At 65.9% G+C, this 17,407-nt stretch carries 19 protein-coding genes; 14 read left to right on the top strand and 5 right to left on the bottom strand.

Features of this window, described 5'->3' with window-relative positions:
* Positions 1–293 precede the first annotated feature (293 nt).
* Both GGD66_RS17050 and GGD66_RS17045 read left to right on the top strand, forming a co-directional pair.
* On the top strand, positions 294–1,196 hold the full coding sequence (locus tag GGD66_RS17050; protein WP_179734040.1) for a DUF308 domain-containing protein: 903 nt from the start codon (positions 294–296) through the stop codon (positions 1,194–1,196).
* 133 nt (positions 1,197–1,329) lie between these two features.
* Entirely contained in the window at positions 1,330–1,749 is a 420-nt protein-coding gene (locus tag GGD66_RS17045; RefSeq protein WP_183258420.1) for a MucR family transcriptional regulator, read from the top strand.
* A 152-nt stretch (positions 1,750–1,901) separates the two neighbouring features.
* Here GGD66_RS17045 and GGD66_RS17040 read toward each other — a convergent pair whose 3' ends face one another.
* Both GGD66_RS17040 and GGD66_RS17035 read right to left on the bottom strand, forming a co-directional pair.
* Positions 1,902–2,330 (bottom strand): SufE family protein, encoded by a 429-nt coding sequence (locus tag GGD66_RS17040; RefSeq protein WP_092256626.1) that lies wholly within the window; start codon positions 2,328–2,330, stop codon positions 1,902–1,904.
* 67 nt (positions 2,331–2,397) lie between these two features.
* Positions 2,398–2,841 (bottom strand): DUF5330 domain-containing protein, encoded by a 444-nt coding sequence (locus tag GGD66_RS17035; protein WP_092256623.1) that lies wholly within the window; start codon positions 2,839–2,841, stop codon positions 2,398–2,400.
* A gap of 410 nt (positions 2,842–3,251) precedes the next feature.
* On the opposite strand from GGD66_RS17035, the gene GGD66_RS17030 reads away from it, so the two are divergent.
* The 4 genes from GGD66_RS17030 (at position 3,252) to GGD66_RS17015 (ending at position 6,573) form a co-directional block, all read left to right on the top strand.
* Positions 3,252–5,117, top strand: coding sequence for an ATP-binding protein (locus GGD66_RS17030; RefSeq protein WP_183258419.1), 1,866 nt, complete (start codon positions 3,252–3,254; stop codon positions 5,115–5,117).
* Entirely contained in the window at positions 5,110–5,820 is a 711-nt protein-coding gene (locus tag GGD66_RS17025) for a peptidoglycan-binding domain-containing protein (RefSeq protein ID WP_018315766.1), read from the top strand. Before GGD66_RS17030 ends, GGD66_RS17025 begins: the two co-directional genes overlap by 8 nt.
* Before the next feature lie 145 nt (positions 5,821–5,965).
* Positions 5,966–6,175, top strand: a complete 210-nt coding sequence (locus tag GGD66_RS17020) for a hypothetical protein (protein ID WP_026201548.1) — start codon at positions 5,966–5,968, stop codon at positions 6,173–6,175.
* A gap of 53 nt (positions 6,176–6,228) precedes the next feature.
* Positions 6,229–6,573, top strand: coding sequence for a DUF1491 family protein (locus tag GGD66_RS17015; protein WP_018315768.1), 345 nt, complete (start codon positions 6,229–6,231; stop codon positions 6,571–6,573).
* 79 nt (positions 6,574–6,652) lie between these two features.
* Here the strand turns inward: GGD66_RS17015 and GGD66_RS17010 are convergent, their stop codons facing one another.
* On the bottom strand, positions 6,653–7,627 hold the full coding sequence (locus GGD66_RS17010; RefSeq protein WP_183258418.1) for a DUF2336 domain-containing protein: 975 nt from the start codon (positions 7,625–7,627) through the stop codon (positions 6,653–6,655).
* Positions 7,628–7,881: 254 nt separating this feature from the next.
* Here GGD66_RS17010 and GGD66_RS17005 point away from each other — a divergent pair, with 254 nt between their 5' ends.
* Positions 7,882–8,070 (top strand): hypothetical protein, encoded by a 189-nt coding sequence (locus tag GGD66_RS17005; protein WP_018315770.1) that lies wholly within the window; start codon positions 7,882–7,884, stop codon positions 8,068–8,070.
* A 15-nt stretch (positions 8,071–8,085) separates the two neighbouring features.
* Positions 8,086–8,847, top strand: a complete 762-nt coding sequence (locus GGD66_RS17000) for a hypothetical protein (RefSeq protein ID WP_183258417.1) — start codon at positions 8,086–8,088, stop codon at positions 8,845–8,847.
* Here the strand turns inward: GGD66_RS17000 and GGD66_RS16995 are convergent.
* Positions 8,831–9,700, bottom strand: a complete 870-nt coding sequence (locus tag GGD66_RS16995) for a LysR family transcriptional regulator (RefSeq protein WP_183258416.1) — start codon at positions 9,698–9,700, stop codon at positions 8,831–8,833. The genes GGD66_RS17000 and GGD66_RS16995 overlap by 17 nt on opposite strands.
* A 97-nt stretch (positions 9,701–9,797) precedes the next feature.
* Here GGD66_RS16995 and GGD66_RS16990 point away from each other — a divergent pair, with 97 nt between their 5' ends.
* Positions 9,798–10,661: an MBL fold metallo-hydrolase gene (locus tag GGD66_RS16990; protein WP_183258415.1), complete on the top strand. Its 864-nt coding sequence runs from the start codon at positions 9,798–9,800 to the stop codon at positions 10,659–10,661.
* Here the strand turns inward: GGD66_RS16990 and GGD66_RS16985 are convergent.
* Positions 10,645–11,562: a LysR substrate-binding domain-containing protein gene (locus tag GGD66_RS16985; RefSeq protein WP_049814764.1), complete on the bottom strand. Its 918-nt coding sequence runs from the start codon at positions 11,560–11,562 to the stop codon at positions 10,645–10,647. The genes GGD66_RS16990 and GGD66_RS16985 overlap by 17 nt on opposite strands.
* Before the next feature lie 133 nt (positions 11,563–11,695).
* Here GGD66_RS16985 and GGD66_RS16980 point away from each other — a divergent pair, with 133 nt between their 5' ends.
* From GGD66_RS16980 to GGD66_RS16960, 5 genes are all read left to right on the top strand, one after another.
* Positions 11,696–12,457, top strand: coding sequence for an SDR family NAD(P)-dependent oxidoreductase (locus GGD66_RS16980; RefSeq protein ID WP_018315774.1), 762 nt, complete (start codon positions 11,696–11,698; stop codon positions 12,455–12,457).
* 20 nt (positions 12,458–12,477) lie between these two features.
* Positions 12,478–13,323, top strand: coding sequence for a transketolase (locus GGD66_RS16975; RefSeq protein ID WP_018315775.1), 846 nt, complete (start codon positions 12,478–12,480; stop codon positions 13,321–13,323).
* Complete coding sequence (locus GGD66_RS16970) at positions 13,320–14,330, top strand: transketolase family protein (RefSeq protein ID WP_183258414.1); 1,011 nt, start codon at positions 13,320–13,322, stop codon at positions 14,328–14,330. The genes GGD66_RS16975 and GGD66_RS16970 overlap by 4 nt, the downstream gene beginning before the upstream one ends.
* A 160-nt stretch (positions 14,331–14,490) precedes the next feature.
* On the top strand, positions 14,491–15,516 hold the full coding sequence (locus GGD66_RS16965; protein WP_183258413.1) for a TRAP transporter substrate-binding protein: 1,026 nt from the start codon (positions 14,491–14,493) through the stop codon (positions 15,514–15,516).
* Positions 15,513–17,405 carry a TRAP transporter large permease subunit gene (locus GGD66_RS16960; RefSeq protein ID WP_183258412.1) on the top strand — a complete coding sequence of 631 codons (1,893 nt, stop codon included), beginning with the start codon at positions 15,513–15,515 and terminating at the stop codon, positions 17,403–17,405. Before GGD66_RS16965 ends, GGD66_RS16960 begins: the two co-directional genes overlap by 4 nt.
* Positions 17,406–17,407: the final 2 nt, after the last annotated feature.

The raw sequence follows: 17,407 nt of genomic DNA, 5'->3' as shown, positions 1-17,407 counted from the left end.
TCCCCTCTTGGCCCTGCTGGTGCGCGCGGGCCTCAACCCCGGACTCCCTATAGCGCAGTTCCATTACCAAGTAATTGGGCATTATGGCTAAATTCCTGATGCGACGCAGCAATTCCGGTTACTTGAGAGCAGTCTAAGCAGTAGCGAGCCGTAGCTGAAGGGAATGTGAATAAGTCCCTGATTTCCTTCCCTTTAGGAACGCTACCGACAATTCCTCGTTGGCGTGGAACACCGGATGACGGTATCGTGGCGTAGCGGTTGTCGCGTGTGGATGGCGACCGGGGGTGAGTTCGATGAATCTGGCATTGTTGATCGCGGGGATTTTCGCCGTCGTGGCGGGCTTCCTTTCGATCCTGTTTGGCTTCTCCGTCAGGGAGTTCAGCCTCGGCAGCCCCCTCATAATCTCGGGCACGATCGCCGTCTGCTCCGGATTGTTACTGGCCGGCCTCTATGTCGTGGTCACGGAACTGAAGGGCCTCGCGCGCCGGCTGGCCGGTGCGCCGTCCGAGGTTCGGGTCAGGCCCGTGCTGCCGGGCCTCGCCGCATCCGGGCCGGGCCTTGCCGTGCCAGGCGCTGCTGCGCCCGAGCCGATGCCCGCTGCGGCGGCAAGGGGCGAGGCAAGGATCGAGCCGCCACCGTCGCCGCCGCCCGCCGCAGGCCCGCCGCCGTGGCAGAGCGAAGCCGCCGCGCGCGAGCGTCCGCGTGTCGAGACGCCGCCGGTGCCGGAAGCTCCAACGCCGCCCGCGGCTCCGGAAGCGCCGCGCCGGCGCAACCTGTTGTTCGCCTCGACCTCGCGTAAGGAACGGGAGCGTGCGGAGGCGAAGGCCATCGAGGACGCGCCGCCGCAGCTCCCTGCGGAGCCCGGTGAGGCCCTGGATACTCCGCCTGCAAGCTTCGACGATGCCTGGCCGAAGCCGGACCGCATGCGTCCGCCGGAGCCGCCGGCCGCCTTGCGCCGGCCGCCGCCGCGCTCGCCATCGACCTTTGCGGAGGCCGCTCCGCCTGCACCCGAGCCGCCGCCGCCTCCACCGCCACCTGTCGAGCAGCCGCCCGTCACCGTGCTCAAATCCGGAATCGTCGACGGCATGGCCTATTCGCTCTATTCCGACGGCTCGATCGAAGCGCAGATGCCGGAGGGCATGATGCGCTTTGCCTCGATCGACGAGCTGCGCGCCCATCTCGACCAGCGGTCCTGAGCTCTGCCGCGCAGAACTAGAGCGCCGTTGTCGCCACCGTGTCGGTCATCGTCTTGTTTCAGCCGAACGTCCTGTTGACACGGAATAGTTCGGCGTCGTCTATCCCGTGAGGCGCAAGTGGAGGGGCGGGCCGATGTCGGACGCTGGGGCAAGGAATTTCATCGAGCTGACGGCGAGCATCGTGTCGGCCTATCTCAGCAACAATCCGACGCCTGCGACGGAGATTCCGAATCTGATCAGCCAGGTGCATGGCGCCCTGGTGCGGGTGTCGTCAGGTCGCACCGAGACCGCGCCGCTCGAGCCGGCCAAGCCGGCGGTCTCGCTGAAGAAGTCGATCGCGCCCGATTATCTGGTCTGCCTGGAAGACGGCAAGCGCTTCAAGTCGCTGAAGCGCCATCTGCGCACGCAGTACAGCATGACGCCGGAGCAATACCGCGAGAAATGGGGCCTGCCGGCCGACTACCCCATGGTCGCGCCGAACTATGCGGTGGCGCGCTCGCAGCTCGCCAAGCAGATGGGCCTCGGACAGCAGCAGCGGAAGAAGGGGAAGTAGAGCAGCTCGCTCGGTCTCGTAGGGTGGGCAAAGGCGCGCTTGCGCGACGTGCCCACGAATTCTCACCAGTCACACGCAAATCGTGGGCACGCTTCCGCCTTCGCTCTTCGAGCTACGGCGGACAAGCCGCTTTGCCCACGCTACGGAGCTTCTTACGACGCTTCCGCCAGCGCCTCTTTCGCATCGGTCTTGATGCGCTCGACCATCGAGCGCAGGCCGTTGGAGCGCTGCGGCGTCAGGTGATCGCGAAAGCCGAACTCGTTGAACACCGCGATCGCGTCGGTATCGAGGATCTGCTGCGGCGTGCGGCCCGAATAGAGCGAGAGCACGATCGCGACCAGCCCGCGCACGATATGCGCGTCGCTGTCGCCGCGATATTTCAGGATCGGCGCGCCATGGCCGCGGTCGACCAGCTTCTGCAGCCAGACCTGGCTGACGCAGCCGTTGACCTTGTTCTCGGCGGAGTGTTCCGCCTCGGGCATCGGTTCCAGGGTACGGCCGAGCTCGATGACGTACCGGTAGCGGTCGTCCCACTCGTCCAGAAGCTCGAAATTGTCCCTGATTTCGTCGATCGTCGTCATGTTGGCCCGTGTTCCCGTTAGGGCCAATATAAGGATGCGAGGAGATGAAATCGATAGGGTTTGGGCGCTAATTCGCCGCCGCCGGGCCGCGCCATTCCAGCGCGAGGTCGTCCTGGCTCAGGGTATCACGCGGCGCCTCGGCCGACGCGGCATCGCCTTCGCCGGCCATCGCGATCGAGCCGGTATGGTCGGGCGCCTTCTTGTCGTTCTTGTCGTTCTTCTCGTTCTTGTCGTTGGAGATCTGCTCTTTCTTGTCGTTGATGATCTGGTAGATCTTGCGCGCCCCGTCCTGGGCGCGCTGGCCGATGATGGTCGCGGCCTGTCCGCCGACCTCACAGGCCGCCGGCTGGCGCTTGCAGAACTGGGTCATGTCGGAGACGGCCGCGGTCGCAGCCTGCACCGCATCGGCAGCACCGATCTGCGGCAGCTTGTCCGATTCGGGCGTCTTGTCCCTGGGCAGGAGCACCAGCACCAGCCCGAGCCAGAATGTGATGCGGAGCAGAAAGCGCATCTTAGCGACCTGTACGTTCGATCCCGTCCGCGGCGAACTCCGCGGATGTCGGACCTAGCAACTCTCGATAAATCGCAAGTGATTGCCTTGAGCTTAATTCGCGGAAAATTTACGCAAAATTCTTCGAGATCGACGGTGTCGTAAATTTTCGATTGACGCCGGCGCCCCTGCTTTCGCTGGCACGCATATCCACCAATTCGAAACCATGCCGGGATGCGTGAAACCCTGTGTTCACCATCCTCGCCGAAGACGTCGCCAAATCGTCTAAAAAGCCCCGCGATGACCCGGCGTCCGGCCGCACACCGAGCCGCCTTAGCACTCGTTTAAGGTCGCTCTGACACGGTGGCTCAACGACAAGGAGGCGTTGCGGCGCGTCTTCCAAAAGACGATTGAGCCGAAGCGCGAGACCCGTGACAGTTTTGAGTATCATCCGCGATTGTCTCGATGCACTGCTGCATCCCTCCGCGCGTTACGATGCGCTGATGCGGGCGCGTCATCGTGCCTTCATGGCGCCGCGGCTGCTCGGCAGCCTGGCCGCCTTTGCCGCATTCCCGGTCTTCCTCGCCATGCGTGGCGCGCCGAGCGCGGTCGAGGTCGCCGCGTTCGCCTGGTTGATCGCGCCGATCCTGCTGTCCTGGTTCCTGTCGCGCACCGGCCGCTATGAAGGCGCCCATGTGCTGTCGTCGCTGGCGCTCGCCGGCCTGATCATGGTGGTCGCGGGCACCACGGGCGGCATCGAATCATTTGCCGCGGTCTGGCTGGTCGTGGTTCCCCTCGAAGCCGCGCTGTCGGCCTCGCGCCGCGTCGCGGCCTTTGCATCCTTGCTCGCGCTGTCCTGTGCAGGACTCCTGATCCTCGTCGGCCAGCTCGGCTGGCTGCCGGTTGCAGACACCAGCCCTGCTGAACGCGGCGTGCTGATGGCGTGCGGCGTCGTCTCGGCGACGCTCTATGCCGCCGGCCTTGCCTTCGGCGCGGAATCGCTGGCGCGCACCAGCGTGGCGCTGCTCTCGCGTGAGGAGGAGCGTTATCGCCTGCTCGCCCGCAACATGAGCGACGTCGTCTCGCGGCATCGGCGCAACGGTGCGGTGCAATTCATCTCGCCCGCGGCGGAAGCCATGCTCGGCACGCCGGTGGCGCAACTGCTCGGGCATGGCCTGTTCGACCGCGTCCATGTCGCCGATCGCCCGGCCTATCTCACCGCGCTCTCCGATGCCGCGCGCGGCGATGTGCGCAGCATCGAGTTCCGGCTGCGGCGAGAGCCCGACGGTTCGGAGCGCGGTCAGGTCGATTTCCTCTGGGTCGAGATGCGCTGCCGCCCGCTCGACCGGGATATCGGCCAGAATCCTCATGGCGACGTCACGCGCGAGGCCGAAGTCGTCGCCGTGATGCGCGACGTCACCGACCACAAGCTGTCCGAGCAGGCGCTGGATCAGGCGCGCAGTGCCGCGGAAGCTGCCGATGCCGCCAAGACGCGCTTCCTCGCCACCATGAGCCACGAGCTGCGCACGCCGCTGAACGCCATCATCGGCTTCTCCGAGATGATCGCGCAGGAGCAGACCCTGATGCTGGGCTCGGCCCAGCGCCAGGAATATGCCCAGCTCATCAACGATTCCGGCCAGCACCTGCTGTCGGTCGTCAACGGCATCCTGGACATGTCGAAGATGGAGTCGGGTAATTTCGAGATCGCGTCCGAGCCGTTCGCGCCGCGCGCCTCGCTGTTGCATTGCTGCAATCTCTTGGCGCTGAAGGCTCGGGAGAACGGCATCGACCTCATCACCGACGCGCCGCAGGATCTGCCTGTCATGACCGGCGATCCCAGGGCATTCAAGCAGATCGTGCTCAATCTCGTCGCCAACGCCATCAAGTTCACAGAGCGTGGCGGTCAGGTCTCGGTAACCGCTGCCGTGTCGGGCTCGCAGCTGACGCTGCGCATCAGCGACACCGGCGTCGGCATCGCGCCCGACGATCTCAAGCGCATCGGCGCGCCGTTCTTCCAGGCGGGCAAGACCTATCAGCGCCGTCACGAGGGAACCGGCCTCGGACTTTCGATCGTGAAGAGCCTCGTGGCGTTGCATCTCGGCGAATTGACGGTACAAAGCAGATTGGGAGAGGGCACCGCCGTCACCGTCAGGCTGCCGCTCGTCTACACGCCGCCGCAAGTCAAGCCGGTCGAGAGCAAGGTCGCGACGCTGACGCCGGTGCTGCGCCAGGACCTTCAGGACCAAACTCACGACCAGTCTCAGGACCAACCCGCTCTGGTGAAGAAAAGTGCCTAAGAAGTCTGCCAAGGACGAAGCCGCTCCGCGCCGCCGTGGCGCGAAGGCCGCGGTCATCGATGTCGAGACCGAGCGCAACCTCGTGATGCGCGTGCTGCTGCACAGCCCGAAGGACACGCTCGCCGGTCTCGTCGCCGTCGCCGCGATCGGCGCGATCGTTGCCAATGCGCTGTTCCTGCAGACTGGCCGCCATCCGGCGCCGATGTTCGGCACCGTGATCAATCTTCCCGCGCCGTCCGCCGTGGCGCTGTCGAACCCAATGCCGCGTCCGCGCCCGGTCGGCGCCGATACCTCGCCGCTGGAGCCGCGCGCGACGGAGTTCCGCGCCGAGCCGAAACCTGCCGAGCGAGCCGCCGAGAAGCCGCCCGAAAAGCCCGTCGAGGCGACCGCATCGACGCCGCGCGCGGGCAGTGATCCCATGACCAATCTGGTCAAGGCGACGACCTCGACGCCGCCGTCCGCCATGCGTCCGCCCGCGCCGATTCCCGTGCCGCAGAGCCCCGCCGCACGGCGTATCGCCGGCGTGCAGCGCGCGCTGTCCGAATATGGCTACGGCAATTTGAAGATCACGGGCACGATGAGCGGCGAGACCCAGTCCGCGATCCAGAAGTTCGAGCGCGAGCACAAGATGCAGGTCACCGGCCAGCTGTCCGACCGGCTGCTGCGCGAGCTCGGCGCCGCGATCGGTCATCCCGTCGAATAACGCGCATCCCGCTGTCATTGACGCCGATCAATTCCGGGCATCACGCGCCGCCGCGCCCGCGCGCGGGCGATTTGCGTGGGATCAATGACGGCCGACGGCTTTGGGGAACATGATCGCTCATCTTCAACGAAGAAGAGAGATTGTCATGTTCAAGGTCTCGGTTCTGGTCTGGATCATGCTGGGCACGACGCTGGCGGGCGTCAGCCTGATCGTCGTGCTGATGGTGCCGAGTTTCGCCGCCGACGCGATCAGGAACATCCCCTATGCAGTCGCCGTGGGATTCGCGCTTGCGATGCCGCTGTCATATCTCGTTGCGCGCCAGATCAACGGCGGGCAACGTGTAAGCAAGGCGTGACAATCGGACGCTGAGACTGGCGGCGCGCGTCACGCTGGCCTATCGTTCGACTCATGCGTTTGAAATCCAACATATGGGTCGCGGCCTACCTGCGCCGGTGCCAGACCGAGGGCGTGTTCGGCGCGGTGCGTCGTCGCGGGGCCGAGGAGGCGGGCGCGGTGTTCGTGAAGGTGTCGTTGCTCGACGGCCATGCGATGCTCTACGCGCCGGCGCCGCAGACCGTCTATGACGACGGCCGTCCGGTCGATCGCTTCTTCGTGCCGGTCGCGCAGCAACCCCTGCCCGAGCACACGATCGAGGAGCGTCTCGCCAAGGAAATCCGCTTCGATCCGGACGCCTGGATCGTCGAGACCGAGGATCGCGGCGGGCGGCATTTCCTGGAACTGGCGAAGACGTAGCCACCGTCATTGCTTCGTCGCAAGAGCTCCTCGCAATGACGAGCTTGGACGACGCGGGATCTCACTCAGCGCGAGTCGTTCACCGCTCCGAGGACCCGTCGGTGCCGGTGCGGCGCGGCATCGCGCCGGGCTGCACGCCCGGCCGGGTCTGGCTTGCGCCGGCGCGGGCGCGCTGGCGTTCGCCGTCGTGCAGTGACGGCTGGTACTTTGCGCGGGTGACGGCCAGCGTCGAGCCGCGCCAGGCTGCCAGCATGACCAGTGCCGAGCGGTCGCTGAGGCGGTCGTAGAGCCGCGACAGCCGGTACACCTCGTTCACGGACGTGCCGATCTCCGGCTTGAAGAACAGCAGGATGCGCTGGAAGTTCGGGCTCGGCATGTCGAGCGCGCGCGCGGCGACCGCGAGCGCCTCGCCGCCGGAATCGTCGACGATCTGGGCCGCGACGCGCGAGGGCAGGATCAGGCTGTCGCCGAGCTCGAGGGTAAAATTGTCGACGTCGCCCGCGATCGCCGCCATCTCCAGGATCTGAATCGCGCGCTTGGCGCGCACGGTCGGAATGCGGGGCGCGGCCTTCAGCGGGGTCTGCGCCAGATTGTGCAGGATCAGCGCGCGCTCGGAGGCGCCGGCGCGGAAGAACATGTCGTGGATCTCGGCGGCGTCCGTCGGCTGCATCGCCATGTTGGCGGCCATGCGCAGCTCGGCGTCGGTCGGCGTGCGGGCCGGCGAGGGGGCGGGTGCGGGCGTGGCGATCTCGCGGGCGAGCGGAACCCTGCGGCCTTCCTGCGCGGCGACCAGCCCGAGCTTCTGCAGGACCGGGACGGGCGTCGACGGATAGATTGCGAGCTTGGCCTTGATGGCCGCGCGGGTGGCATCGTCGACCTGGTCGATCAGCCGCGTTGCAAGCTCGGTGAACTGGCGCTGCTCGTCGTCGCTGTGGATGCGCGTCTGCACATAGAGGTCGGTCAGCACGCGCAGCAGCGTCGGCCGAACATCGACGCCTTCGCGACGGGAGAGGGACATCAGCCCGTCGAATCCGGGAAACAGCGACTTGGTCATGGAGAGATACGCGACCTGGAAGAGATACTCGTCGCCAGCCTATCGCAGGCTCCTTTAAAGGCTCGTTAAGGAAAACGAGGCGTGAAGCCGAACGCTCGATTTGAAGCGATCTCGTGCCGCAGCGGGACGTCGGCGGCCGGCCCGTGCGGCTACGGTCCGACCGCGACGTTTACACCCCGTTAACCATGAACTGATCTTAATGAATGCATGTTGCATGAGCGCGCCTGGTCGCGCGGCAATTGAAGAGAGCTGACATGGGGACCATCATTGAATTTCCGGCCGGTCGCCGGGTGGGCTCGTCGGGGGATGTCGCTCCGCGCGCGGACATGGGAACGATCCTGATCCTTCCCGTCATCCGTATCGAGCGTGAGGCAGACGAAACCAGCGGCGATCACGGGCCGGAGCAGGGCACAGCGCCGGGGCGCCGTCGTCGCCGTCGCTGATTTCAGGCTTTTGCAATGCCGGACACCATCCGCCAGATCCGGTCTGTTCTATCGGCCATCCTGCTCACGCTGCTGGCTGTGACGCTCGGTGCCTGTAGCGGCGGCGATTTCGGCCGCACCCGCGCTGACATGCGCAGCGACGACATGCATCGCTGGTTAGGGGCCGAAGCCACCGGCAGCGTCGGCCTGACGCCGTCGCAATTCCAGCTCACCGACGAGGAGCGCCAGCTGCGCGACCTCGCCTATCCCATGATCGAGCCGCCGCTGTCACGCCCCGCATGGAAGAGCGTGTTCGGCGACTACAAGGCGATGCCTTCGCCCTGGCGGCAGAAGATCGTGTTCGACCGTACCATGTATGGTCGCACACTGATCGACGAGCCGCACCGCTCGCATTCCTCGCGCTATGCGCAGCTGATCGAGGACGTGCGCAACGACATCACCCGCTTCGAGCCGTTCTTCGCGTCCGCGATCCGCGTCATCGACCTCGACCGGAAGCGCGACGCCAGCATGGCGCGCGTCTCCGCGCTCTCGCCGAGGGAGAGGGACGACGCGGTGGCGCGCATGCAGGAGAACTCGCTGATCGTGCAGTGGGTGCAGCAATGCCTGGAGCAGCGCATCTCTTCCTATCGCTGGGCACTGGAGCGCCTGGTGATCCACGCTCCCGACGGCATGGCCGCCGACGCCGACCGCCTGATCGGCGAGCTCGCCGCCCAGACCGCCAACCCGCCGGTCCAGGCACAACCGCCTTATGGGCGTGCGGTCATCTCGAAGGGCTGAGCTTTTTGCGCGCGCCGCGGCGCTTGGTTCGATCCGGCCGCCGCTGCTTCTGCAGCTTCCCGACAAACTCCTTCAGCGCATCCGCCAGCGGCACCGAGGCGCGGTAGGCGAGGCCGACCTCGCGCTTCACCTTGACCTCGATCTCGCGCACCGCGACATCAAGATTGCCCTTCGCCACGCCTTCCGGGACGATGGCGATGCCGACGCCGGCGGCGACCAGCGCGATGGCCCAGTCTTCCGACTGTGCGATCGCCGCGGTCTGGCGCCGCTGCGCATTGCGGCCGAAGAATGCGCTCTGCTCGCAATGGCAGCGATCGATCAGTGGCACGCCGGCAAGGTCGGCGGTCCGGAGCTTGTCCTTCAGCGTCAGCGGGTGCGACGGCGGCAACGCGGCGACATAGCGCTCGCTCCACAGCGCGACGAAATGCTCGTCATCGCGCACCATGGTCTTGGCGATGATCCTCGCATCTGCGCGCTCGTCGCTGCCGACGAGGCGAAGCGCGATGTCGCTACGCGCCGTCAGCGGTTTCAAGAGCGCGATGGTCCGGGGCACGTCGAGCGTGCGCATCAGGCCCAGCGTCACCGTGGTCTTCGTGCTAGGCTTTTTGAACAGGCTGCGCGCGGCATCGGCCTCGTCGATGATGCGGCGGGCCAGCGTATGAAACTGCTCGGCCGAGGCAGTGGGCGCGACGCCCTTCTTGTGTCGGATGAACAGCGTGGTGCCGAGCTCCGCCTCCAGATTGGTGATCGCGGTCGAGATCGACGGCTGCGACACGAAGCAGGCCCGCGCCGCCGCGGTCAGATTGCGCTCGCGGTAGACGGCGGCGAAGTAGCGAAGCTCGCGGATATCCATAGGATTGGCCTAGAGATAATATCAATATTCGATATTTTACCTATGGATCGAGCCATGACAAGAGCGTCCTGCTCACGAACACCGGCAGGGATACGCGATGAAGATCCACCATCTCAACACCGGCACGATGTGCCCGATAGGCCGCCGCCTGGTGAACGGCAGCGGCAGCTTGTTCCAGCGCGCCCGCCTGGTCTGCCACTGCCTGCTGATGGAGACGAATGACGGGCTGGCTTTGGTCGACACCGGGATCGGCCTCGATGACATCGCATCGCCTGAGCGGCTGGGGCGGCGCTGGGTGAGGCAGACCGTGCCAAAGCTGGATCCCGCGGAGACGGCAGCCGAGCAGGTGAGGGCGCTCGGCTATTCACCGAACGACGTGCGTCACGTGCTGCTGACGCATCTCGACCGCGATCATGCCGGCGGCGTGCCCGACTTTCCCGATGCCGCGATCCACGTCCACCGCGCCGAATACGACATGGCGGTGCTGCGCAAGCCCGCGCCGCCGGAAGGCCGCTATGTCACGGGGCAGTGGGGCCACGGTCCGCGCTGGCAATTCTACGGTGAAGCCGGCGAGGACTGGTTCGGCTTCAAGGGCGTGCGCGCGCTCGGCGACAAGGAGGCGGACATCCTGATGATCCCGCTTGCCGGCCACACGCTCGGCCATTGCGGCATCGCGGTGCGCTCGGGCGAGACATGGCTGTTGCATGCCGGCGACAGCTACTTCCACCATGCCCAGCTCGACGCGTCGCCGCGCATGCCGTTGATGCTCGGCTACTTCCAACGCCGCGGCGACATGGACCGCGCAATGCGGATCGCGAACCAGGCGCGGCTGCGCGCGCTGAAGCGCGATCACGGCGGTCGCGTGAGCATCGTCAACAGCCACGATCCCGCCGATTACGAGCGCTGCCGGTGCGGGATCCACGGAGCGATCAAAGCCCGAGCAGTCAGCCCGTCGACTTGACTCTCGATCGGCCTGAGACCGGCCCGGCGACCGCCACCTCCCGCGTGATCCACTCGGCGAAGACGCGGATCGGTCGCCGCTGCTGGCTCGCGCGCGGGAACACCAGGTGATGGCCGATATAACGGATGTCGACGGAGCGTCCGGCGAGGGGGGCAACCAACCGCCTTGTGGCGATCTCGCGTTCGGCAAGCCGGGTTGACTCCAGCGTCACGCCGAGGCCGCTCGACGCCATCGCGATCGCCAGAAAGCTGCGATCGAAGCGCATGCCGTGAATGGCAGGCGCTTCGAGTCCGTTGGCGGTGAACCATTGGTGCCACTGCACCTGCTTCACTTCCGAGCGGATCAGCACCTGATCGAGCAGGTCCTTCGGCTTGCGGATCTTCTTCGCGAGCTCGGGCGTACAGAGCGGCGTCACGATCTCTTCGCCGAGCGGAATGACCTCGACACCCTCGGCTCTCGGCTGCCCGTAGACGATGTCGATGTCGAAATCGTCGTTGCTGAACCGGGCATATTCCGTGCTGGCGGCGAGCCGGACCTCGAGCTGGGGCTCTGCGGCCATGAAACGGGCGAGGCGCGGGGCGAGCCACTGCGCGGCAAAGCTCGGCGCGCAGTGCACCCTGAGTAATTGCGGGCCGCGGCCCGCGACCTCTTCGATCCCGCGCCGCAGATTGTCGAAGGCGGCGCCGGCATGACGCATCAGGTTCTCGCCCGCCGGCGTCAGACGGACGGCGCGGGCGCTCCGCTCGAACAATATCGTGCCCATCGCGCTTTCGAGCTTGCGGATGGCGTGGCTCACCGCGCTCGGCGTCAAATGAAGTTCGTTCGCCGCATCCCGGAACGAGCCGGTGCGTGCGGCCGCCTCGAACGCGCGGATGGACGATATCGGAATACTGGACAGCAGCATCCGACGAGTGAACCAAATTCACCTATGCAAGACAACAGCGCGTTTGTCGGAAACGGGGCAGGGGCATAATCAACGGGTCAAGAACAATGGCGCCGTCGGTGCCGGCAACAGCCGTTCAGGGAGGATCACAATGCTGCTACGCGGCAAGACAGCCATCATCACCGGAGCGGCCTCGCCGCGGGGCATCGGCCTTGCAACGGCCCGCCGCTTTGCGGCCGAAGGCGCGCGGGTCGCCATTCTCGACATCGACGGTTCGGCCGCGGAAGCCGCCGCGCGCGGGCTCGAATCCGGCACTGGCGAGCCGCATCTTGGCCTCGCCTTGGACGTCACCGACAAGCAGGCCTGCATCAAGGCCGTTGAAGCGGTCATCGCTCGGTTCAGTCAGATCGACATCCTCATCAACAATGCCGGCGTGACGCAGCCGGTGAAGCTTCTCGACATCACGCCTGAAGACTGGAACCGTATCCAGGACGTCAACCTCAAGGGCATCCTGTTCCTGTCGCAGGCCGTGATCCCGCATATGCAGAAGCGCAAGAGCGGGTCGATCGCGTGCATGTCGTCGGTCTCCGCGCAGCGCGGCGGCGGTATCTTCGGCGGACCGCATTACTCGGCGGCGAAGGCCGGCGTGCTGGGACTCGCCAAGGCAATGGCTCGCGAATTCGGGCCCGACGGTATCCGCGTCAATTGCGTGACGCCGGGCCTGATCGGCACCGATATCACCGCAGGCAAGCTCACCGACGAGATGCGGACGAAGATCCTCGAGGGCATACCGCTCGGCCGCCTCGGCGAGGCCACCGACGTCGCGGGTATCTACACCTTCCTCGCCTCGGACCTGTCGGCCTATGTCACCGGCGCGGTCATCGATGTGAACGGCGGCATGCTGATCCACTAGCCGAGGAGGGGAGAACGATCATGGCAACACCGACGCTCACAAACGCGCCGACGCTCGCACAGCGGGCCCGCAACATCCGCCGCAACGCCTTGCTGATGGGCGAGGTTCAGGGCCAGGGTTATATCGCCCAGGCGCTCGACATCGCCGACGTGCTGGCGGTGGCCTATTTCCACGCGATGCGCTTTCGCGCCGAAGATCCGGTCTGGGAAGGCCGCGACCGTTTTCTGCTGTCGAACGGACACTATGCGATTGCACTTTATGCGGCGCTGATCGAGGCCGGGATCATTCCCGAGGCTGAACTCGAAACCTACGGCTTCGACGAGAGCCGACTGCCCATGTCGGGCATGGCCTCCTATACCCCGGGCATGGAGATGTCCGGCGGCTCGCTCGGCCTTGGCCTCGGCATCGCCGTCGGCATGGCGCTCGGGCTGAAGCGGAAGAACTCGGCGGCGCGGATATTCACCCTGTTCTCGGACGGCGAGCTCGACGAGGGCTCGAAATGGGAAGCCATCATGTCTGCGGCCCATCACAAGCTCGACAACATCATCGCAATCGTCGACGTGAACAATCAGCAGGCCGACGGTCCCTCCAAGCAGATGCTCGGCTTCGAGCCGCTGGTCGATAAGCTCGAGGCCTTCGGCTGGTTCGTGCAGCGCGTCGACGGCAACGATCTCGATGCAGTGGTGGGGGCTTTCGATGCCGCGACGGCGCATGCCGAGCCGAAGCCTCGCATGATCGTCGCCGACACCTTGATGGGCAAGGGCGTTCCCTTTCTGGAGCAGCGCGAGAAGAACCATTTCATTCGCGTCGAGCCGCATGAATGGCAGCTCGCGCTGTCGGCCTTGAACGCGGGAGACCAGCCATGAAGTCCGCAGGATCCACCCCTTCGGCAAAGCCGCGCCTCACCACCTCGGCCATGATCGCCTCGATCGCGGCGGAGGGCCAGCGCACCAAACCCGCTCCCTTCGGCCACGCGCTCGTCGAGCTCGCCCGCAGCCGCGGGGACGTGGTCGGGATGACCGCCGATCTCGGCAAATACACCGACCTGCATATCTTCGCGCAGGCCTTCCCCGATCGTTACTACCAGATGGGCATGGCCGAGCAGCTGCTGTTCGCCGCAGCCTCGGGGCTCGCCGCCGAAGGCTTCATGCCGTTCGCAACGACCTACGCGGTGTTCGCCTCGCGGCGGGCCTATGACTTCATCCACCAGACCATTGCGGAAGAAGACCGCAACGTGAAGATCGCCTGCGCGCTGCCCGGCCTGACCTCGGGTTATGGACCCAGCCACCAGGCGGCCGAGGATCTCGCCCTGTTCCGTGCGATGCCGAACATGACGGTGATCGATCCCTGCGATGCGCACGAGATCGAACAGGTCGTGCCGGCGATCGCCGCGCATCGCGGGCCGGTCTATATGCGCCTGCTGCGCGGCCAGGTGCCGCTGGTGCTCGACGAGTACAATTACCGGTTCGAGCTCGGCAAGGCAGCCTTGCTTCGTGACGGCAGCGACGTCCTGGTCATCTCCTCGGGCATCATGACCATGCGCGCGCTGGAGGCGGCCCAGGCCTTGTCGGATGACCGCATTGGTGCGGCGGTCCTGCACGTTCCGACCATCAAGCCGCTCGACACCGAAGCGATCCTGCGCGAAGCGGGCAAGCCCGGCCGCCTCGTCGTCGTCGCCGAGAACCACACCGTGATCGGCGGGCTCGGCGAGGCCGTGGCGACGCTGCTGATGCGCTCGGGGGTTCATCCCGCGTTCCGCCAGATCGGACTTCCCGACGAGTTTCTCGCCGCCGGCGCGCTGCCGACCTTGCACGACCGCTACGGCATCTCGACTGCGGAAGTGAAGCGGCAGATCAAGGATTGGCTGCGCTAGCAGCCCGCCCTCCCGATCCACGACCGACATGCTTCGCAGCGCCGCTGCGAAGAACGACGGCTGCTGTCCAATGCCGGCGCATCGAGAGCCGGCCAGCAGCAACACGGGCGGTGAAGAGCCGCCTTTAGATCAACCAATCCACGCTCGACAGGAGGAAACGATGACCTTGCGCAAGCCGATAACCCTGAGCCGCCGCAAGTTGCTCATGGCCGGCGCCGCGGTGCCGCTATGTGCCATTCTCACCCGCCCGGCCTCGGCCGCGGAATTCACCTACAAGCTCGCGACGGGGCAGGATCCGACGCATCCCGTCAACATCCGCGCCAAGGAAGCGGCCGACCGCATTCGCGAGGCGACGAGCGGCCGGCTCGAGATCAACCTGTTTCCGGCCAACCAACTCGGGTCGGATACCGACCTGTTGACGCAGGTCCGCAACGGCGGCGTCGAGTTCTTCAACCTGTCCTCGCTGATCCTCGCGACGCTGGTGCCGGCTGCAGGCATCGTCAACCTCGGCTTTCTCTTCACGAACTATGACGCGGTCTGGAAGGCGATGGATGGCGAGCTCGGCGCCTATATCCGCGCGCAGATCGCGCGGACGCCGATCATGGCGGTGTCGAGCCCCTGGGATAACGGCTTCCGCCACGTCACGTCCTCTGGTCGCGAGATCAGGACACCGGACGATCTCAAGAATTTCAAGCTGCGCGTGCCGGCCGCCCCCAATCTGACATCGTTGTTCCAGGCGCTCGGGGCAGGCCCCGCGCCGATCAATTTCAACGAGGTCTACTCCGCGCTCCAGACCAAGGTGGTCGACGGTCAGGAAAATCCGCTGCCGATCATCGCGACGGCCCGGCTGTACGAGGTGCAGAAGACCTGCTCCCTGACCGGACACGTCTGGGACAATTACTGGATCCTCGGCAACAAGCGCGCTTTCGAAAAGCTGCCGAAGGATGTGCAGGGGATCGTGACGCGCGAGCTGGATCGCTCCGCCAACGACGAGCGTGCGGACGTTGCCAAGCTCAGCGAGTCCTTGCGCGCCGATCTGACCGCAAAGGGCATGCAGTTCATCGACGTCGACCGCGGCGCGTTCCGCCAGGCCCTGGCCAAGACCAGCTTTTACGCCGACTGGAAGGCCAAGTTCGGCGATGAGGCCTGGGCTCAGCTCGAGAAAGCGGCGGGCAAGCTGTCATGACCGCGATCAACCATATGCCTGGGATCGATCAGGGCGCCGCGGTCGCAGTGCCTCAATCCGGTGTGCACCGCTGGGCCGTCGCGGCCAACAGGGTGCTTGGTCATGTGGTTGCGATCCCGGCGGCACTCCTGGTGCTCGCCGAGATCGTCGTTTTGTCGGCCGGCATCGTCGGGCGATATGTCTTTCACGCTCCGATCATCTGGGCCGATGAGCTCGCCGGCATCCTGTTCCTGTGGCTCGCCATGCTGGGATCGGTGATCGCGTTCCAGCGCGGTGAGCACATGCGGATGACGGCCATCATTGGCATGCTCCGTCCCGGCGCACGTGCTTTCCTGGACGTCGTTGCCGCCGCGGCATCGCTGGCGTTCCTGTTGTTGGTGATCCATCCCGCCTACGAGTTCGCGGCCGACGAGGTGTTCGTCACGACGCCGGCGCTCGAAATCGTCAACAGTTGGCGGGCTGCCGCGTTACCCGTCGGCATCGGATTGATGCTGGTCGCGGCGGTCCTGCGGCTCGCCCGCATCTCGAGCCTGCGCAGCCTGCTCGCGGCCGCGGTGCTCGTCGCAGGCATCATCACCGCGCTCGTTCTCATCGCGCCGGTGTTGAAACCGCTGGGCAATCTCAACCTGCTGATCTTCTTCGTGGTCATCGTCGGCGCCATGGTGCTGGCGGCGGTGCCGATCGCCTTTGCCTTCGGTCTTGCTACCGTCGGCTATCTGGCGCTGACGACGAATACGCCCGATGTGGTCATCATCGGGCGCATGGACGAAGGCATGAGCCATCTGATCCTGCTGGCTGTGCCGCTCTTCGTGTTCCTCGGCCTGCTGATCGAGATGACCGGCATGGCGCGGGCCATGGTCGGCTTTCTCGCCAGCCTGCTCGGCCACGTGCGCGGCGGCCTGCATTATGTGCTGGTCGGCGCGATGTACCTGGTGTCGGGCATCTCCGGCTCGAAGGCGGCCGACATGGCCGCCGTGGCGCCGGTGCTGTTTCCGGAGATGACCAAGCGCGGCGCCAGGCCCGGTGATCTCGTCGCGCTGCTCGCGGCGACCGGGGCCCAGACCGAGACCATTCCGCCGTCGCTCGTGCTGATCACCATCGGCTCGGTGACGGGAGTGTCGATTGCGGCGCTGTTCACCGGGGGGCTGCTGCCCGGCATCGTGCTCGCCGTCGGTCTCTGCGCCGTGGTCTGGTGGCGATACCGGGGCGAGGACCTGTCGCATGTGAAGCGGGCGACGGGGAGGGAGATCGGCCGCGCCTTCGTCATTGCCATTCCGGCAATGGCGCTGCCCTTCGTCATCCGCGCCGCGGTGGTCGAGGGCGTCGCCACCGCGACCGAAGTTTCGACCATCGGCATCGTCTACTCGGTTCTCACCGGGCTTCTGATCTATCGTCAGTTCTCCTGGCGCCGGCTTTATCCAATGTTGGTGGAGACGGCGTCACTGTCAGGCGCGATCCTGCTGATCATCGGCGCTGCGACAGGGATGGCGTGGGCTCTGACCCAATCGGGCTTCTCGGCCTCGCTTGCAAAGTTCATGACGGCTCTGCCGGGCGGAACGCCTGTCTTTCTCGGCATGACCATCCTCGCCTTCGTCATTCTGGGCAGCGTGCTGGAAGGCATCCCCGCCATCGTCCTGTTCGGGCCGCTATTGTTTCCGATCGCCCGCCAGGTCGGCGTGCACGAAGTGCACTACGCGATGGTCGTCGTGCTCGCGATGGGCATCGGCCTGTTCGCCCCGCCATTCGGCGTCGGCTATTACGCGGCCTGCGCCATCAGCCGCATCAGTCCCGACGAGGGTATCAAGCCGATCGTCGGCTATATCGTCGCCCTGCTGATCGGCACGCTGATCGTCGCGGCAATTCCGTGGATCTCAACCGGCTTCCTGTGACG

This window comes from Bradyrhizobium sp. CIR48, assembly GCF_014198315.1.
Lineage (GTDB): Bacteria > Pseudomonadota > Alphaproteobacteria > Rhizobiales > Xanthobacteraceae > Bradyrhizobium.
The sequence above is the reverse complement of the archived record's forward strand: the minus strand, read 5'-3'. Positions and strand labels throughout refer to the sequence as shown.

What these genes read in the sequence shown, in the direction of transcription:
- GGD66_RS17020 (WP_026201548.1), top strand. Translation starts at nt 5,966, where the DNA reads ATGTTCAAGGTCTCGGTTCTGGTCTGGATCATGCTGGGCACGACGCTG.
- GGD66_RS17040 (WP_092256626.1), bottom strand. Translation starts at nt 2,330, where the DNA reads ATGACGACGATCGACGAAATCAGGGACAATTTCGAGCTTCTGGACGAG.
- GGD66_RS17035 (WP_092256623.1), bottom strand. Translation starts at nt 2,841, where the DNA reads ATGCGCTTTCTGCTCCGCATCACATTCTGGCTCGGGCTGGTGCTGGTG.
- GGD66_RS17005 (WP_018315770.1), top strand. Translation starts at nt 7,882, where the DNA reads ATGGGGACCATCATTGAATTTCCGGCCGGTCGCCGGGTGGGCTCGTCG.
- GGD66_RS17010 (WP_183258418.1), bottom strand. Translation starts at nt 7,627, where the DNA reads ATGACCAAGTCGCTGTTTCCCGGATTCGACGGGCTGATGTCCCTCTCC.
- GGD66_RS16995 (WP_183258416.1), bottom strand. Translation starts at nt 9,700, where the DNA reads ATGGATATCCGCGAGCTTCGCTACTTCGCCGCCGTCTACCGCGAGCGC.
- GGD66_RS17000 (WP_183258417.1), top strand. Translation starts at nt 8,086, where the DNA reads ATGCCGGACACCATCCGCCAGATCCGGTCTGTTCTATCGGCCATCCTG.
- GGD66_RS17015 (WP_018315768.1), top strand. Translation starts at nt 6,229, where the DNA reads ATGCGTTTGAAATCCAACATATGGGTCGCGGCCTACCTGCGCCGGTGC.
- GGD66_RS17050 (WP_179734040.1), top strand. Translation starts at nt 294, where the DNA reads ATGAATCTGGCATTGTTGATCGCGGGGATTTTCGCCGTCGTGGCGGGC.
- GGD66_RS16980 (WP_018315774.1), top strand. Translation starts at nt 11,696, where the DNA reads ATGCTGCTACGCGGCAAGACAGCCATCATCACCGGAGCGGCCTCGCCG.
- GGD66_RS16965 (WP_183258413.1), top strand. Translation starts at nt 14,491, where the DNA reads ATGACCTTGCGCAAGCCGATAACCCTGAGCCGCCGCAAGTTGCTCATG.
- GGD66_RS16990 (WP_183258415.1), top strand. Translation starts at nt 9,798, where the DNA reads ATGAAGATCCACCATCTCAACACCGGCACGATGTGCCCGATAGGCCGC.
- GGD66_RS16960 (WP_183258412.1), top strand. Translation starts at nt 15,513, where the DNA reads ATGACCGCGATCAACCATATGCCTGGGATCGATCAGGGCGCCGCGGTC.
- GGD66_RS17045 (WP_183258420.1), top strand. Translation starts at nt 1,330, where the DNA reads ATGTCGGACGCTGGGGCAAGGAATTTCATCGAGCTGACGGCGAGCATC.
- GGD66_RS16975 (WP_018315775.1), top strand. Translation starts at nt 12,478, where the DNA reads ATGGCAACACCGACGCTCACAAACGCGCCGACGCTCGCACAGCGGGCC.
- GGD66_RS16970 (WP_183258414.1), top strand. Translation starts at nt 13,320, where the DNA reads ATGAAGTCCGCAGGATCCACCCCTTCGGCAAAGCCGCGCCTCACCACC.